Source organism: Moraxella osloensis (genome assembly GCF_001553955.1).
Lineage (GTDB): Bacteria > Pseudomonadota > Gammaproteobacteria > Pseudomonadales > Moraxellaceae > Faucicola > Faucicola osloensis.
In genome coordinates, this window is record NZ_CP014234.1 from 2,116,120 (window position 1) to 2,133,799 (window position 17,680).

Here is a 17,680-nt window from a genome sequence, read left to right on the forward strand (position 1 = left end):
GTTGATAGCCGCTAAGGCTGTCTGTCAGGCGGCGCTTGGGTGACGCCATAGCGAGCGAGATGTTGATGCAGGATGCGACGTAACTCCAAAATCGCCTGCGGGCTGGTATGAACATTGTGACGACCGGTAAGCACTTTTTCAGATTCCACGCCTTCTAAATGCGAGCTGTTGTACGGCACAATACCATCAGAGACACGGTCGGTTGCGCCATATTTCACCGATTCTAAGAGTTGCTTTTTCTCATCTAGGCTTTGTTTGGCTTGCGCCAGACTCGTGGTGTTATACAGCTTGGTCTCTGTGGCGGGTTTCACGGTCGCGGTTGTATTGTCATTTTTCAAAGATGTTATGGATGCCGATACATCATCAGTAGTACTATTGGCTGCCTTAGCGGTAAGCTGATTGAGCGCATTGGACAAATCCTTATCATCAGTGGCGATGATGTTATTGACGGCAACATTGGGCGCGATGGTGACATCTGCCGTTAATTGGTTAAAGTAAGAGCGGCTGCTCAACTGGCTGGCACCATTTTCCAAAAATAGCTGTGCCAGCGGATTGCTTGAAACCACGCCTTCAGTAAATAGCGAATTTAAATTGTCATACACGGTGTGGATAAATCCTGCCGGTAATGAGATGATACGGCGCAAACTGCGAGTAAACCAGCGATCGGCATAATCGGTACCGCGAAATGGCGAAGAGATAAAAATCGCGCGATCGACTTGCGGCAGGGCTTGAAGTTTGAAGCGGTCACTGAGCGTTTTATTTTGCGCATGACGGACAAATGCCGCGTAGCCTGCTGAAAAATTATTCATCTGTGAGTAATTGGCAACCAGCGATTCGACTTTGGGCGTTAAGTCATCATTTGATACCAACAAACGCCCAATCACCCCACCCATACTATGACCAATCAGCACCGCATGTTGACTGGCAACGTCCTGCTGCTTAGGATCGACAATTTTAAAAGTGCGTTCAATCAAGTCATAAATTTGGTGGCGGTTTTCTAGCATCGGGATATTGGTTGGATAAAAAATCTGCCAAACTTGGAAGTTTTCGCGAAGTTTTGGGTCATTAAAAATGTCATTGGTCAGTCCAATCCAAGTTTCAGGACTCGATGCCAACCCATGCATCATGATAATCACGCGTTTATTAGGATTGTAAGGCTCAAGCATAAATAAATGCGGCTGGGTTTGCTGATACGGCGAGGAAAACATACTAAAATAACTGATATTGCCTAGGCGATTGTCCTGTGACCACAAGCCGTAGGCTGCCGAAAAATTCGCCGATAGCGCAAAATCTTTGTTGAGAATAGAGACACTTTTAAACTGATAGGGATTATAAATATTAAGCGAAAAATCGGTGGTTTTTTGCAACTCATCAATGCTATTGCCTTTGGGCACCAACACCGCGGTCATAGGCAAATGCCCTGATTGGTGGATACGTTCTTCTAACGGTGTATCATTGGCATAGTGTTGCAACAAGTCAATAATCACCGCCGTATTGATGCGACTATTGAGTAGCGCCACATAATTGATACCAAAGCCATCGCGGCGACTGATGGTATTAAATTTTGATAAATTAATCTGGTAGCTTGAAATCAGTTTCATCGATGCCGATTTGTCAGTAAACGGCTGTCCATTGATACTGACACGCAGGTTGTTGCGAGTGATTTGATAATTTTCTGCCATTTTTTGATGATACAAGCGATCACCTAACGCATCGATGGCAGCGTAATACAAGTCCTGAATTTGGGTATCGCGTTGTTTTGGCAGATAATACAATTGTGACGGTTGTTGATTGACGACGGTTGGATTGAGGATATCATACATCAAATAAATGTAAGAAAACCGAATCGATTGCAGCATATCGTCTTGAAAGGCGATAGTACAAGAAATTTCATCGGGTTTGGGCGCTACAATGTCGGTCTTGCCAACCAAATTTTTGGCATAGTCTGTGGCCAAATCTTTTGGCGGATTGGTACAAGTTTTGGCTTGCTGGCGCTGCTGGGCAGAGGCGTAAAACAGCTCACTAATTGCGCCATAAATCCCTTTATCGGAATTAAGATCCGCTTGCTTGAGCGTCACTACACAGGCAGGCATATTTGCCAAGCATTTTTCTTCATCTAAACCTGCCTGCACTAAACGGCTTTTGGTGTCAGAACTCAAGCGGCTGCCTGATAACACGCTGACGCGCTGATCCATGATGGCTCTTGCAGTATCGCGGCTACCGATTTTGGTGGTGGCGCAGCCAGTAAGGGTGATGATAGTAACCAATGTCGTCGCCGTGATGAGAGACGTTTGACAAAATCTAGTAGATTGGTTTGTTAGCGGCATGGTGATTTACTCGGCTAAAAGAGCAAAAAGGGAGACAGCAAAAAAGGTTAGCGCAAAAAAGGTTAGCGCAAAAATCTGCCTATCACTGAATGATAGGGTGAAAAAAATCACCATGCTAAAATTCAACGATGATGGTGAATTAGCATGGTGACTTAGCAGTGATATTAAACCACCGCTAGGGTATGAACGCAAAAAATTATTGAACGACTTTTGCAGGGATATCCCAAATATAGTATTTACCGCTATTGACGATGCGTAACTGCTCATCGATATACGGATTGTCTGGGTTTTTGGCCTTAAATTCCGTTAACCGTTGAATGGCGCGGTCTTTTTTGTCATCCAATAAATCTGCTTGCGCCAAACTTTGCGTAGCTTCTAGATAGCCCATTTTTTCGGCTTTTTCTAAGTATTTGGCACCTTCTTTAAAACCGCCACCTTCAGCGAGCATTGCGCCATATAAGAAGTTGGCTTCTGCCGTGTCATTGAGCCTCACGGCACGGGCGATATAATTGCCTGCACGCACGGCATAATCAGAACCTAAATCCAGATTGCGACCCATCGCATTGAGTTTTGCTGCACGCAGTAGCACCTCATAAGAGGCATTTGGATTTTGTGCGTAGGTCTCAATCCATGCGGTCAAGGATTTGAGTCGCTCAGTGGTATTGTAGCGCTCAGTACGGCTCGAAAAAACAGGGGGATAGTGGCGTGCCATTGGGGTAGCATAGGTAATAAAATCGTCTAACACGCTGACATCTAACTGTGTACTGTTATCCGTGGTTCGTGGAATCAAAACGGTTTTTACTGTTGAGATATTACTAAGCGTTAAAGTCGGCAGTGGGATATTGGCAAGATTTTGCGCTGAAATATCCGTGCCTACCAATTGTACGCTGTTGGTAGATGGATACATCACGTTGGCAACCGTGGGGGCGGTCAAAACAGGCACTATCATTGAACCTGTATTTGAGGTGGCTGACGGCGGTGTCGTTTGCGGGGTAGTATCCTTCACGCTATTGACCGTATCAGCTGATTTTTCGGTTGATTTGTTGGTAGTCTTGGCTTTGGTGACCGTGGTTTTTTTAGTGGCTGTTGTCTGAGTAGCGGGTTTTGCCGTGGTGGTTTTGGTGGTGGTGGTCTTGGTCGTTGTTTTTGCGGTGGCAGTTGCCGCCATCGCTACAGTGGCATTGGTTGCCATCAAAATAGCTAAAGTATAGGCTAGGGGTTTTACCATGTGAGTCATTGAAATTTCCTTAAAAAATTGGGTGGGATTAATTGCATAAATCAATCAGCTTATCCCATAGTAACAATGTAAAGCAATAATGTAAAAATACTATCAAAAAAAAATAAAGTTATTGTTATATTTTTACGCCAAAACAGCGCGATTAAGCAAGGTTATAGCAATAAACACGCCAGCCAACGATTGAGCCTGTCAGTCATGCCCAGTTAAACACGTTTGGTTAAACATGCTTGGTTAAATATGATACGCCACCGTTTTCATGCAGTTAGCCAAAAAACGCATCGTGGTTTTGATGGGTAGTGGCAATGGGCTGGCACCTGATTCGACTGCTTTATCACGGTGATGTAATTCTTCTTTATCCATTTGGCTTAAAATCTCAGCACTGCGTTTATCCTGTACAGGCAGCTTGCCAAGATGGCTGTGCAAATGCTCGCTGACTTGGGTTTCCGTCTCTGCAACAAACCCCAAACTAAACTCATCAGAAATCAATCCCGCTACCGCACCCATGCCAAACGATAGCCCATACCAAAGCGGACTAAAAATACTGGGATGGCTACCCAATTCATTTAACCGTGTCTCACACCATACCAAATGGTCAATCTCCTCTAGCGCAGATTGATGCATGGCTTTTTTGACCGTTGCTTGTTTGGCAGTAAATGCTTGACCATGATACAGTCCTTGCGCGCACACTTCGCCCGTGTGATTGATACGCATGAGACCTGCGACATGACGCGCTTCTTCCACGGACAGTTTTGGCACATCGGGGCTAGAGACAGGCAATGGGCGGGTGCTAAGATTGCTGTTTGGAATAAACGAGCGAATCGCCCGATCAAAGAAGACAATATTGCGGTCTACTTTACTAAGTGATAGGTTGTTTTGTGCTGGTTCAATCGACATAGGCGCTCTATTCAAAGTGTTTCTAATCGCTATTATGCGCAGAATATGGCGTTCATTCTACTCAATATCACAACTTTTGACTAGCAAATCTATGTAGCTGATGGGAGATTTGGCTATTTTATAAAAAGCCCGTGAGAGGCTAGGCAATCACGGGATGTTGTAATAACGATATATTATACCGGTGGTAATTGTGAACGGTAAGCTTCTGCAAAGTTATGACCCGTTAAGGCTTCAGTCGCTTTGACCGTGACATAGCTACCTGGGGCATCGCCATAGGTCGGGATTTCTTTACCTTGGCTATTTTGACCGACGACACGGGCATTGATTTCGTTGCCCTCAAATGGTTTGATCCAGTCATGCCATCTTGTCCACCAGGTGTCTTTAACATAGGTGGCGTCTTTGTACCATTGGTCGGGGTCTGCAGGGTAGTTATCGTTGGTGTAGTAACCATATTTACTACCTGGGGGGTTCATGATACCCGCAATATGACCCGATTCCCCCAACACAAATACTTTTTCACCGCCAAATACTTGCGTGCCTGCGTAACAGCTTTTCCATTTTGCGATATGGTCTTGCAAGGTTGCGACCATAAACACGGGAGTTTTAACTTTTGATAAGTCAATTTTCACGCCGTCAATTTCAACCCCGCCCGGTTTACGCAGTAAGTTGTTGATATAGAACTCACGCAGTAGAAAATGGTGCAGCGCAGCGGTCACGTTGGTACAGTCTGAATTCCAGTATAACAAGTCAAAAGGTACAGGGCGTTCGCCTTTTAGGTAGTTTTGTACGTAGTAGTTCCAGTATAGGCTATTCTCACGAAGTAGGCTAAATGACGCGCCCATCATTCGTCCATCAAACACGCCTTTCTCGGCGTTCTGCTTGTCAATCGCCGCAACGATTTTGTCATCGATAAAGACGCCGATATCACCTGGATCTGAGAAGTCAATAATAGTCGCCCAAAGTGTCGCACTGGCAATGCGGCTTTCTTGCTTGGTCGCGGCAAGATAGCCTAACGTCAATGCGGTCAACATACCCCCAATACAGTAACCTGTAATATTGATGGTTTTTTCACCCGTGATGGCTTCAATTTGATCCATCGCCGCAAGCACACCGTCTTTCATATAAGTGCTCATGCCAACATTTTTGTACTCAGGCGTCGGGTTCGCCCAAGAGATGACATAAACCGTATGACCTTCCTTGACAGCCCAATGCACAAACGAGTTGTTCTCACGTAAGTCCATGATGTAGAATTTGTTGATCCAAGGCGGCACCATCAGCAACGGACGTTGTTTTACTTTTTCGGTTAAAGGGTCATACTGGATGAGCTGCATCATGTGGTTTTCAAATACCACTTTACCTTTTGAGGTGGCGATGTTTTCACCCACCCGGAACGCACTCTGGTCAGTCATACGGATATTGAGTGTATCAGCGCTATTACCCATGTCCTCAGCCAACTGCTTCATACCTTGAACCAGATTTTGACCCCGACTTTCGATGGTCAAACGTAGTACTTCAGGGTTGGTCAATAAGAAGTTGGTTGGGGCCACCGCATTGATCCATTGGCGGGTAAAAAAAGCCAAGCGTTGACGGGTTTTTTCATCAATGCCTTCAACGCCATCAATCGCATCCATCATCGCTTGGGTAGTTAATAAATAATACTGTTTTAAGAAGTTAAAAATAGGATTGTCTTCCCATTCTTCATCACTAAACCGTTTGTCGCCTTTTTCCGGGCTTGCCACTGGTTCGATTTTCTTACCGGCAAATTGTTGTAGCGTGTTTTGCCACAAGTGCATTTGGTCTCTAAACAACTGCAATTGATCTTCGACCATCGTGCCTGGGTGATTGGTCACCATCTGACCCATTTTACGCCAGCCATCCATTAAATCCATCATGACGGAGGTATTGGTGTACTGCGGCGCTTGGTTGGCACGCATCGATTGCTGTGCAATTTGTTGGCTCAGTTTGGTCATATTGCCAAAAAATTCGCTATAGAATTCACCGACCGCAGCATTGTAAGGCGGAATACTAGAGGCCATGTGAGCAAATGGATTGTTTTTACTCAAAAAATCGAGCGGATTTTGAGGTATGCCAAAAGCATTGTTACCAAAAGCATTATTGCCAAAGGGAAAATTGGCGAATGGGTTATAGCCAAAAGGGTTGTTATTGGTGTTGTCTGAACTTTGGCTGTTGTCATTGGCTGAGTTAGCGTTTGTTCCTTGATATTGGGTGTCTTTATTGTCTGCCATGATAAGTCCCGTTATTATGCTGTGTTTGATAAGAATTCGCTGTGAGTATGCACGCTTACTTAAAAATATGGTGGATTAGGCATCTGTCTAATCCACCACTTTTATAGATTCATAAGCCGCTATTCATCTATTAGGTAAAACATAAATAGCTATTTATAAATGATACAGTCTTAAGAACGACTACGATGCACCAAACTAATTATTTTGTCGCAGGGGTTGTTTTTGCTGCGGGTTTTGTTGCTTCGCTATCTTGTGCTACATCATTAGTATTTCGGGTAGCCCCAGCTGTCACGCTAGAAGCAGCTTTATTTATGTTTTGGGTGGTTTGCTTAACCGCTTCTGACATTTGGTTTGCCGCTTTGTGCATGTTTTCGTTTACTTTGCGATTAAAGTCTTCTGCCGTTTTTGATGCGTTGCTAGCGGCGCTTTGCATGGCATCTTGCATGCTTGATGCATTTTGGCTATAGATTTCGTTCATCGCTGACATGACTTCATTACGGATTTCATTGCCAAGCTCAGTCAAACGTTGTGCATCTGACAACATTTTTTGACCCAATTGATTGAGCAGTTCAGTTTGTTTTTGGTTAAAGCTTGAAGCTGCTTCTGGAGAATCAACAGAAGAAACATTGCGAAGTTGCTCCAAACCCATTTCTGAGTAATGACGCATTGTTTCTAAAGAAAAGTCTGTCATTTTTTCCGCATTTCGTAACATCGCTTGGTTGAAGCGTGACCATGGTGCATACAGTTGACGTGAACTATCTTTCATTTTATCCATAAAATCGTTGTTCATAATTGACCTCATTAGGCTACCAGAAAAAACAAGAAAGGTTTAAACACCACCAAATTACAATCCATCTTTTAATCAAAAATATCACTAAAATGAATGTGATAAGCTTTAAGCATAGTATGTTTGCTTGATATTACAATATCATGAAAAAATGCTAAATTAAACCTTATTACTCGCTTAAAAGTAAAAAACAATCATAATTTATGTTAATATTTGTAATAACATAATCAAACCTACAATGAAAGTAGGGAATAGATAAAAATCGGTTATATCTGATGCGCTATTGTGGACATAAGTAAAGAGTTGGTGGCTTTTACGCATCAGTTTCGATCGTGATTGCATGCTCAAGTGATAAAGCTAATTCGAGCTGTTCATCGGTCAAGATGACATAAATTTGTTTGTCATCGTCTGAGTTGATTCGTAAAATCGGAACGTCAATACGGCCATCGATATTTTTATCCGCATCCAAACTAAAACCTAAAAAATCGAGTTGTTCGACAATCATCTGACGGATAATCGCTGACTGTTCACCTATCCCTGCGGTAAAGATAAGCGCATCACAGCCTTTCATACTAACCATCAGGCTTGCGATTTCTTTGGCGGCATGCGTGGCAAAATACACCAGTGCAAATTTGGCGCGTGGGTCATCGCTAGCGAGCAAATCACGCACGTCATTGCTAATTTCAGATAAACCGAGCAAGCCCGACTCTTTATATAGGCATTGGTTCATTTGCTCGAGCGTCCAACCTTGCTCGACCATATATAAAATCACCCCAGAATCCAAATGACCCGGACGGGTACCCATTGGCACGCCATCTAATCCACTAAAGCCAAAGGTACTGTCTTTTGACTCGCCATTGTCGACCGCGGTGATACTACAGCCACTACCCAAATGCGCGATGATTAAGCGTTTTTTGGCAATCTTTGGGAGATAGGTTTCAAGTTTGCGCATAATCGCCTGATACGATAAACCATGAAAGCCATAACAGCGCACGCCCTGATCGCGCAGCGATTTTGGCAGCGCATAGCTAGACCAAATCTCTGGGCGATGGTAGTGAAACGCGGTATCAAAGGCAGCGATGTGCACCAGTTTTGTATCAATGGCTTGCAGCGCGTTGACCACAGATAGGGCAGGGGGCTGATGTAGCGGACATATCGGTGATAACTCCACCAAATGTGCCATCACTGTCTCGTTAATCACCACAGGAACATGATAGCGTTTGCCCCCATGAACCACTCGGTGGATACAGACAATCTCACGCGCAGGAAAGGTCTGTTTGACACGAGTAAACAAGCTTACCGCGGTGTCTGTCAGGCTATCTTGGGGTTCCCAGTCAGCCAAAGATTGTGGCATGGCGTGCCAGACTTTATTTTTGGTTTTTAGGTTGATATTGACATCAAACAAGGGTGACCACGCAAGGGGGGATGAGTCAACTGCTTTAGCCGTGTCGTACGCCGCCATTTTGATAGTCGCTGAACCCACGTTAAAGGTCACCACAATCGGGTGAGTCGAGTCAGTATGCCTCATTACAGAATCGTTCATGCTAGTAATCTCAATTAATCTCAAGTAACCTGAATTAACATCAAGCTTGTTTACGCTTTTGCGCAACGTAGGCGCCAAGGGCAATAGAATACAGGCGGTCGAGTTCATCATCCGAACGGCTGGTCAACACAATCGGCACTTTTGAACCCATGACAATACCAGCGGCTTTGGCTTCACCCAAATAAATTAACTGTTTACCTAGCATATTGCCCGCTTCTAAGTCAGGTACCAGTAAAATATCGACATCGCCGGTGACAGGGGAGTGGATATGTTTGATATCCGCAGACTGTTGGCTAATCGCATTGTCAAACGCTAGTGGTCCATCAAGCAAGGCGCCGGTGATTTGACCACGGTCTGCCATTTTGCATAACGCCGCAGCATCAATGGTCGATTGCATTTGTGGTTTGACTTCTTCAACCGCTGCCAAGATGGCTACTTTAGGCTGCTCAATGTCGAGCGCGTGCGCAAAATCAATCGCATTTTGCAAAATGTCTTTTTTGGTCAGCAAATCTGGCACCACGTTAAGTGCGCAATCGGTCAAGGTCAAAAGCTTGTGATACGTGGGACTTTCCATTAACCACACATGGCTCATACGGCGCTCGGTGCGTAGATTTTGGGTTTTATCGACCAAGACACCCATTAACTCATCGGTATGCACCGAACCTTTGATGATAAAGTCGGCTTGCTGTTCACGAACCATTTTTGCGGCGATTTCAACTGCGTCATGGCTATGCTCAGCATCCACCAACATAAAGCCTGAAATATCTAAATTGGCGTCAGTAGCGGCTTTTTCGATTTTGTGTTTTGGACCGACCAAAATCGGGGTGATGATGTGGTGCTTATGTGCTTGAATACAAGATTGCAAAATGATATCGGTAGTAGGGTGCACCACCACGGCAGGGACAGGGGAAACAAAGCGCCCTTTCTCTAAAAGCTGCGAAAGTTTGGTTAACATCGTGTTGCCCTTATGAGTTGACATAAATAACACTGGGTACTTAGATTTTGATTAAGCGAGCGGTAAAGATTGACATAAAACAGTATGAACCCATGACATGACAGCAAGATGAATCGGTTGTTATGATGGTTTTGCCGCGCCGCTTAACTTATTAGCTTAACTTAACTTAACTTAACTTAATTTGGCTTAACCAAACCTAGCCTGCGTCAACTAATCTTGGTAATACCGGCACCGATAATTTTACTGATGCCCCCTGTTTGCGGCACTACTTGGATTTGACTACTGATTCTATCTTTTAGCGCCTGAATATGGGAAATCACGCCAATTAGCTTGCCCGATTGTTGTAGGTTGGTTAGGGTGTCAAGCGCTACATCGAGTGCTTCTTCATCGAGCGTACCAAAGCCTTCATCCAAAAACAGTGAATCTACTTGCATGCGGTGACTGGCCATATTTGACAGTCCCAATGCAAGCGACAAGCTGATAATAAAACTCTCGCCGCCTGATAGATTTTTACTGGTGCGGATTTGCCCGCCTTGGTAATTGTCCATCACGTTGAGCATCAAGGGCTGCTCGCTATCAGCTATCAGCAAATAACGGTCGCTCATTTTTTTGAGCTGTTCATTGGCATGGGCAACCATGATATTAAAGGTCAAGCCTTGGGCAAAGTTACGGAATTTTTTGCCATCGCTTGAACCAATCAACTGATGCAATACCTTCCATTCTTCGGTATGGTTGCGCTGTTGGTTGATGGCATCTAATAGTTGCTGCTGATTTTGTTTAAGGGCTTCATTGGCTGCTAGCTGCTGTTCAACGGCGCCCAATTGTTTTTGCTGCTCACTAAATTGCTGTTGCAATTGCCCAAGCGCATCGAGCAATTGTTCAACTGATAGCGCAGTTTGGGGATGGTCGAGTAACTGCTGCTGTATGCGTTTGGCTTCAGACAGTAGGTTATTATTGCGCTGCTGGCTATCATGGAGTTGATTGGCAAGCTGTTGTAAGCGTTCCCGCTCGGTATCCACCAACACCGCAGCGCGATAATCGGCGTCATCCACAAAACCCAATGTCGCAAAACGCTGCTGAATATCGGCTTGTAGCGTTTGCTGGGCAGTTTTTAGTTGGGTGGTGCTAGTGGTCAAAGATGCGATTTGTTGTTGCAAAATCTGCAGCTGACTTAGTTGCTCATGAAAGGCGGTTTGGCTGGTTTGATAATCATGCAAAGCCTGATTTTTTGCTTGGACTAATGCGTGAGAGACGATGTCTACCGCTTGTTCGCCAAACAAGGCGTATCGCTGCGCCTGTAGCTCGCTAATCTCTTGCGCCAGCGCTTGCTGTCGCTGACGGACTTGGTGTTGATTTTGGGTTAGATGTTGCTGGTCTGCCAGCAATCGGGTGAGCGCTTGCTCAATCCCTGTGATGGTGTCATTGATATAGCTAAGCTTAGTTTCTAATCCTTGATAGCGCTGTAAAAGTTGTGAAAGAGTATCGATATGCTGATTTAATTGGGCATTGACATCCTGTGTGGTATTAAAACTAAAAGTGTGCTCGCGCGTTGCAAACGGCATCAGCAACTTGTCAATGCGCTGCATTAATTGATGTTGTTTCTCGGCGATAACCAATTGCTGGGCATCAATATCGCGGATTCTGTCTTGACGATGTTGCTGCTGATTTTGTAGCATGGTTTGTTGCTGCAAAACCTCATGGTATTGCTCGGTTAATGTGGCTAATCGCTGCTGGGTTTGCTGCTGCTCTGATTGTACGGCTTCGATTTGCGTCAGTGACTCTTGCAGTGCTACCAAAGATTGCTGATTGTTGGTTTTTTCAGTCTGGATTAGCGTCGTCAATGTTTGAAGGACTTGGTGGGCTATATCGTCATCAGCGTTAGAGGCTGTAACGGACGGCAATGCTTCAATTGCCTGTTGTACGGGCTGAGCATGTATAAGGTGTTGGCTGGCAAGCTGTAATTGATTTAATAAACGTTGATTGTGTGCCTTTAAGTGCTGCAAATGCTCATTGCGCTGTTGCTGGTTATTTGTGAGTGCATGTTCTTTAAGCAATAATTGCTGTAATTGGCGATTGATGTCATCAAGCCGTTGTTTGGCAATCGCTAATTGTTGCTCTGTATCATCAGGTGTGTAGGGCTGATGGGTGGCGAAAGGATGGGCGGTTGATCCACACAGCGGGCAAGGTTCGCCGTGGCGTAATTTATCGCGCTCCTCGGTCAAATCTTGAATTTTTGCCAATAAAATTAAGTTGCGATTTAACAAATCGACGGTTTGCTCGGCGGCTTGTTGCTGCTGCTCGCTAGTTAGTCGTTGGCTAGCAATCTGAGCCAGTTGAGTTTGACCATCGGCTAACTGATGCACAAATTGCTGATAGTGTTGTAGGTTGGTTTGCCAAGTCTGTACATCGCTTTGCATGGCGGCAAGCTGCTGGTCGGTTTGCCAATAAGTTTCAACCTGCTGGTGCAATGCCGCCGCCGACAGCCCTTGTGTCAGATGATATAATTGACTGGTTTGGCTGTCTAAGTTTTGTCGATGCTGAGAAATTTGTGATTGCAACTGCGTAAGCTGAGATTTTAGACCGCAGGCTTGCTGCTCATTGCGCTTAAACTCACCTTGTAACTGCTGCTGCTGGCTGGCGAATGCCTGCAATTGTTCACTGAGTGTTTGGCTAGTTTCTTGTAGCTGGGTGAGAGAGGCCAATGTTTGAGGCAAGGTTGTTGCATGGGGGATTTGCTGCTGCGCTTGAATAAGCTGTTCACGCTCTACTTGCTGGCTAACAAGCTGCTGCTGCTGACTATCAATGCTTTGGGCATTATGCGCCAATTGCTCACTAAGCTGTGACAACTGCTGCGCAATTTCTTGGGCGTACTGATTTTTTTGCCCAAGGGTAGTGTCAAGCTTGCGCACTTGGTTTAATAACGGTTGGGCTTGTTGCCAGTCGGTTTCGGTTTGCTGGGCTTGTGCTTGACGCTCATCTTGGTTTTTTTGAGCAAGTTGGTAATTGTGTTCGGCAGTGGGTAGCTGGTGCTCATAACTGGCAAGATCACTGAGTTGTGCGCTCAACAAATCACGCTGATAATCAAGTTTTTTAATATCACCCGACACTTCAAGGGCTTTTAGTGCGCGCTGTAGTCGGGTTTTTTGTGGGGCAAATTGGGTTTCTTGCTCGGCAATGTCGCGTGCTTCATGCTCAAGCTTATGGATTTGGTGCGTGTATGCGTCAAGGTTTTGTCGCCATAGCTTATCAGACTCGATTTTAGTCATGGCGGTTTTGGTTTGATTGACGATGTCCACCAAGGCGTTTTTTTGTGAGGTTAGGCTTTGTACTTCTTCATCAGATAACACCGTCATGCCTGATAAGCGATCCGTGAGGGTCTTAAGTTCAGCGTCTGATTGGGTTTTAAACTCGTGTACTTTTTTTGAGATATCGCCATAGATTTCGGTGCCGGTGATTTCCTCGAGCAGATTGGAGCGCTCATCGCTATTGGCTTGCAAAAAAGCGGCAAAACTGCCTTGCGCCAGTAACATGGCACGGGTAAAACGGTCAAAATCCATGCCGGTGAATTCAGCGACCAGTTTTCTAGTTTTTCTGGTTTGGGTTTCAAGCGGTGGTAAATTTGCAGCGTCATCGGTAAAAGGGGCGATTTCGTGCATTGGTGATTGCAAATTGCCTTCGGGGTTTTTTCTAGCGCGCTTTTGTAGCCAAGTACAGCGATAACTGCCACTTTTGGTGGCAAAAATTACTTCGCTTCGACATTCGCCGGTATGGCGTGACATGAGGTCATTTTTGCTTTGGGTAATCTCACCCAAGCGTGGCGTCGCACCGTATAAGGCAAGACAAATGGCATCTAAAATGGTGCTTTTACCCGCCCCTGTCGAGCCTGTGATGGCAAAAATACCTTCATCGGCATAGGCGGCATGGCGAAAGTCAATTTCCCATTCGCCTTGCAATGAATTAAGGTTTTGAAAGCGTAGCTTTAAGATTCTCATTGCTGCCCCCCTTGCAAGCTTTCAAGCACTTCAGTATATCTTGACCATAACATGGGTTTTTGTTCTTCTAGCACTTGATGGGCAATTAGGCAGCGTTCAAACACTTGTGTCGGGTTTAACTCTTCAAGTGACTCATCCATGCGCTGGCTTTGCATCACCTGATCGCGTTTTTGCTGATTTTTGATGCGTAGTACTTCAAGCCTAGCGTCTTTAACCAGTTCTGCAATTTTTTCTGATAAATCACCCACGACTTCTTGCCCGTCATACACCACTTCAAGCCAAACCGATTGTTGGGATTTTTTTAGGCTGTGTAAGCGGGTTTTGATGGTTTGCCAATCACCTTTGAGCGTTTGGATGGGTTGGAACACAGGAACAGGCAGCGATTGCAGGAGGGTAGTATCGCTAAGCTTGGCTATATTGTAAGGCTGTCCACTAAGCTGCCCGTTTAGATGATCACTGGGCGTATCATACTGTGCTTCATGGCTCGCTTGTGCATCAACCTCTGCGTTAATCTCAGCCTCTGCATTTATCACTCCAAGCATGGATGATTCAGGCAACGCTTCATCCGCAAATAAATCCATCGACGTATGGCTCATCCTTTTGCGTTTGTTGACAGGGGTTGGCGCAGAGACAAGCGGTTTTTTTTGAATGGTTAAAGTTTGTAATGGCTGAGACAGTAAGTCAGGGTTGGCATCAAATCGCAGCAAATGCACTTGTTTTTGCTGGCGACTTTCACCAAAACCCATGGCAATGGGTGAACCAGCGTAACGGATGTGTGGTTGTCCGCCAACCGCTTGCGGGATATGCAAATGCCCAAGCGCCACATAGTCAATCTGTGGGTGAAAAATCTCAGCACCGATACTACCGAGTGACCCGACATACAAATCACGCACCCCATCGCCTTCCATCGTTTGCCCGCCGACGGTAAATAAATGCCCCGTTGCCACAATCGGAATGGTACGCTTATATTTGGCTTGCAGCTGCGCTTGTTGCGCAATGGCAATATCGGCAATCTGTGCATAATGGGCTTTGATGCCTTGGGCAAGTTTGCGTTCTTTATCATCAAGGCGTTCGCCATGCCCCACGGTTCGTACATCACGGTCACGCAAGTAGGGCACAGCCATGACAATGAGCTCAGGTTGCCCCGATTTATCTGATAACGTAATCACTTCGTCAGTCGGCGTATCTGTCATACTACCGATGATATGGATGTTAAAGGCTTTGAGTAGCTGTTTGGGCGCCTCCAAAAAACTGGCTGAATCATGATTGCCCGCTACGATAATCACATGGCGGCAATCGGTATGGCAAACTTGACTTAAAAAATCATAATATAAATTTTGCGCTTGGTTGCTGGGTGCGGTGGTATCAAAAATATCCCCTGCAATCAATAGCACATCGACTTTTTGCTCACGCAGCGTCTGTAACTGCCAGTCTAAAAACTGCTTAAACTCATCATAGCGTGGCTTACCATAAAGCCTACGCCCCAAATGCCAATCTGATGTATGTAATAAAGTGAGCATAAAAAATTATGCCTCTGTGGCGGGCTTCGCTGAAGTCATGGGCTCAGCGTCTAAGGTAGATGGGGTAGATGGGGTAGCTGGCGCAGACGCCAATTCGCTATCGTGTAACCCTTGGGCAAACAAGCGACCCAATAGATTCACATCATCGACCCGTGCATAGTTGAGACGGGTGACAAACGCCAAGCGGCGATGCGGACCAGCTTCATTGAGCGGCACTAACGACACATTGTCAGTTTGCTGGCGCACTTGCCCAGCTGCCATTTGCGGCACTAGCGTGGTGCCCATACCGCTGATAGCCATTTGAATCAACGTATGCAGGCTTGCTTCACTAAAGGCGTGTTTGACGCGGCTTTTATCGAGGTGACATACCGATAGCGCATGATCGGTCAAACAATGTCCTTCGCCTAGCAGCATCAAGTTACTGTTGGCTAACTCATCAGCATTGATGCTGGGTAAGTTGGCGTGTTTACTGTCTTTAGCAAATACCGCCAAAAACGTCTCTGACCAAAACTCAAATGATAGCATGCCGTCAGTGTTGTAAGGCAGCGCAATAATGGCGGTATCAATCGCGCCGTAACGGACTTTTTCAAGCAGTCGCTCAGTTTGTTCCTCTACCACATTGAGCTGAAACTGTGGGAATTGTTGGCGCAGTAGCGGCAATACCTTGGGCAGCAAAAACGGCGCAATGGTTGGGATGATACCAATCGTCATCGGATAGGCGAGTGGGGTTTGGTGCGTCTGGGCGCGGGTCACCAAATCATTGACTTCGGCAAATATCCGCGAGGCTCGCTCAAGAATTTCCTCCCCAATCGGGGTGATTAGCACTTGTTTGTTGTTACGCTCAAAAATTTGGGTATCAAGCTGTTTTTCCAGCTCGGCAATCCCCAAGCTTAAAGCAGATTGTGAGATATTACACTCTTCTGCTGCCCGTTTAAAATGCTTGTATTTGGCAACTGCCAATGCAAATTCTAATTGTCGTAATGTAATCATGGTTTGGATTTTAACCTTTAAAATAGCGTACAATCTTCGCTAACGCGTTTTAGTTAAAGATAAATAAAAAGATAAAAAGGTAAAAAAACTGACGGCTACCCTAGCAAAAAACACGCAAAAGATGCCTGCTAAAAACCTCAATGAACCGAATCATTTTAAATTTAGTTTACCATTTTTGTGTGCTTTTACGAGGGGAATCTTTTTTAATCTATCATTAATTTGGTCTTGACAGTAAACTCATTATCGAGCCTTTCAAAATAATTACAAGATAGCCTAAAGATTGAAACTACAAGACAAAACCCTCAAGGTTAATTTAAAAATTTAATCAATCAATTAAAAACTTTAAAATAGACTGAATTTTAAATTGTATTAAGATAAACCCATCGATAACGACGTTTGATGTGTAAAAAACAGCAACCGACTATAGCCCAAAAAGCTAGGAGCCTAAAAAGCTGGGTTGCCAATGACATCAAATTTGTGTTATCAATATAGCACTCACTGATTTGGCTTTGCCAAATGGTGATGTTGCTAAATTTTAATCACAACAATAGCTTATATAAGGAAAAATCCATGGCTGCAATTATCAACCAAACCATTCCAGAATTCAAAACCCAAGCATATGTGAATGGTGAATTCAAAGAAATCTCATCAGATGACGTTAAAGGCAAATGGGCAGTGTTTTTCTTCTACCCACATGACTTTACCTTTGTTTGCCCAACTGAACTTGAAGACATGGCAGACCATTACGAAGAAATCAAAGCATTAGGCGTAGAAGTCTATGCAGTATCGACAGACACCCATTTTGTACACAAAGCATGGGCAGATGCGTCACCTGCAATCGCTAAAGTAAAATACCCAATGCTTGGCGATGGTACTGGTAAAATCACTCGCGGCTTTAACGTGATGATTGAAGAAGACAACGCTGCCCTTCGTGGTACTTTCTTGGTAGACCCAGACGGTAAAATCAAAGTGGCAGAAATTCATGACTTAGGTATCGGTCGTTCTGCCAAAGACTTAATCCGTAAAATCCAAGCCGCTCAATACGTGCGTGACAACGACGGTGAAGTATGTCCAGCGGCATGGGAAAAAGGTAAAGAAACCTTAAAACCAAGCCTAGATTTAGTAGGTAAAATCTAATCTTGATGGTCAAATGTTTCATTGACTGACAATTAAATAAAATTAAAAACCT

The 17,680-nt window shown here is 44.9% G+C and carries 11 protein-coding genes; 1 reads left to right on the plus strand and 10 read right to left on the minus strand.

From position 1 onward, the window contains the following. Positions 1 to 11: 11 nt before the first annotated feature. From AXE82_RS09355 to AXE82_RS09400, 10 genes are all read right to left on the minus strand, one after another. Positions 12 to 2,327, minus strand: coding sequence for an esterase/lipase family protein (locus AXE82_RS09355; protein ID WP_062333998.1), 2,316 nt, complete (start codon positions 2,325 to 2,327; stop codon positions 12 to 14). Between the two features lie 196 nt (positions 2,328 to 2,523). Next, a complete protein-coding gene (locus AXE82_RS09360; protein ID WP_062334001.1) occupies positions 2,524 to 3,564 on the minus strand; it encodes a tetratricopeptide repeat protein in 1,041 nt (346 codons plus the stop codon). A gap of 231 nt (positions 3,565 to 3,795) precedes the next feature. Then, positions 3,796 to 4,458 carry a 2-polyprenyl-3-methyl-6-methoxy-1,4-benzoquinone monooxygenase gene (coq7, locus tag AXE82_RS09365; protein WP_062334004.1) on the minus strand — a complete coding sequence of 221 codons (663 nt, stop codon included), beginning with the start codon at positions 4,456 to 4,458 and terminating at the stop codon, positions 3,796 to 3,798. Positions 4,459 to 4,631: 173 nt separating this feature from the next. Continuing rightward, the gene (phaC, locus tag AXE82_RS09370; protein ID WP_062334007.1) at positions 4,632 to 6,704 is read right to left on the minus strand and encodes a class I poly(R)-hydroxyalkanoic acid synthase; all 2,073 of its coding nucleotides are present in this window, start codon (positions 6,702 to 6,704) and stop codon (positions 4,632 to 4,634) included. A gap of 199 nt (positions 6,705 to 6,903) precedes the next feature. Further along, a complete protein-coding gene (locus AXE82_RS09375; protein ID WP_062334010.1) occupies positions 6,904 to 7,494 on the minus strand; it encodes a phasin family protein in 591 nt (196 codons plus the stop codon). A gap of 310 nt (positions 7,495 to 7,804) precedes the next feature. Further along, positions 7,805 to 9,034, minus strand: coding sequence for an acetate/propionate family kinase (locus tag AXE82_RS09380; RefSeq protein ID WP_167541440.1), 1,230 nt, complete (start codon positions 9,032 to 9,034; stop codon positions 7,805 to 7,807). 40 nt (positions 9,035 to 9,074) lie between these two features. Next, positions 9,075 to 9,989: a bifunctional enoyl-CoA hydratase/phosphate acetyltransferase gene (locus tag AXE82_RS09385; RefSeq protein ID WP_062334017.1), complete on the minus strand. Its 915-nt coding sequence runs from the start codon at positions 9,987 to 9,989 to the stop codon at positions 9,075 to 9,077. A 206-nt stretch (positions 9,990 to 10,195) separates the two neighbouring features. After that, positions 10,196 to 13,981: an AAA family ATPase gene (locus tag AXE82_RS09390; protein ID WP_062334020.1), complete on the minus strand. Its 3,786-nt coding sequence runs from the start codon at positions 13,979 to 13,981 to the stop codon at positions 10,196 to 10,198. Further along, positions 13,978 to 15,501: an exonuclease SbcCD subunit D C-terminal domain-containing protein gene (locus tag AXE82_RS09395; protein ID WP_062334023.1), complete on the minus strand. Its 1,524-nt coding sequence runs from the start codon at positions 15,499 to 15,501 to the stop codon at positions 13,978 to 13,980. The genes AXE82_RS09390 and AXE82_RS09395 overlap by 4 nt, the downstream gene beginning before the upstream one ends. Positions 15,502 to 15,507: 6 nt before the next feature. Next, positions 15,508 to 16,491 (minus strand): hydrogen peroxide-inducible genes activator, encoded by a 984-nt coding sequence (locus tag AXE82_RS09400; RefSeq protein WP_062334026.1) that lies wholly within the window; start codon positions 16,489 to 16,491, stop codon positions 15,508 to 15,510. Between the two features lie 570 nt (positions 16,492 to 17,061). Between AXE82_RS09400 and ahpC the strand changes: the two genes are divergently transcribed. Then, complete coding sequence (gene ahpC / locus AXE82_RS09405; RefSeq protein WP_007116426.1) at positions 17,062 to 17,628, plus strand: alkyl hydroperoxide reductase subunit C; 567 nt, start codon at positions 17,062 to 17,064, stop codon at positions 17,626 to 17,628. The last annotated feature ends 52 nt before the right edge of the window (positions 17,629 to 17,680 follow it).

What these genes read in the sequence shown, in the direction of transcription:
- AXE82_RS09400 (WP_062334026.1), bottom strand. Translation starts at nt 16,491, where the DNA reads ATGATTACATTACGACAATTAGAATTTGCATTGGCAGTTGCCAAATAC.
- ahpC (WP_007116426.1), top strand. Translation starts at nt 17,062, where the DNA reads ATGGCTGCAATTATCAACCAAACCATTCCAGAATTCAAAACCCAAGCA.
- AXE82_RS09355 (WP_062333998.1), bottom strand. Translation starts at nt 2,327, where the DNA reads ATGCCGCTAACAAACCAATCTACTAGATTTTGTCAAACGTCTCTCATC.
- AXE82_RS09385 (WP_062334017.1), bottom strand. Translation starts at nt 9,989, where the DNA reads ATGTTAACCAAACTTTCGCAGCTTTTAGAGAAAGGGCGCTTTGTTTCC.
- AXE82_RS09375 (WP_062334010.1), bottom strand. Translation starts at nt 7,494, where the DNA reads ATGAACAACGATTTTATGGATAAAATGAAAGATAGTTCACGTCAACTG.
- AXE82_RS09360 (WP_062334001.1), bottom strand. Translation starts at nt 3,564, where the DNA reads ATGACTCACATGGTAAAACCCCTAGCCTATACTTTAGCTATTTTGATG.
- coq7 (WP_062334004.1), bottom strand. Translation starts at nt 4,458, where the DNA reads ATGTCGATTGAACCAGCACAAAACAACCTATCACTTAGTAAAGTAGAC.
- phaC (WP_062334007.1), bottom strand. Translation starts at nt 6,704, where the DNA reads ATGGCAGACAATAAAGACACCCAATATCAAGGAACAAACGCTAACTCA.
- AXE82_RS09390 (WP_062334020.1), bottom strand. Translation starts at nt 13,981, where the DNA reads ATGAGAATCTTAAAGCTACGCTTTCAAAACCTTAATTCATTGCAAGGC.
- AXE82_RS09395 (WP_062334023.1), bottom strand. Translation starts at nt 15,501, where the DNA reads ATGCTCACTTTATTACATACATCAGATTGGCATTTGGGGCGTAGGCTT.
- AXE82_RS09380 (WP_167541440.1), bottom strand. Translation starts at nt 9,034, where the DNA reads ATGAACGATTCTGTAATGAGGCATACTGACTCGACTCACCCGATTGTG.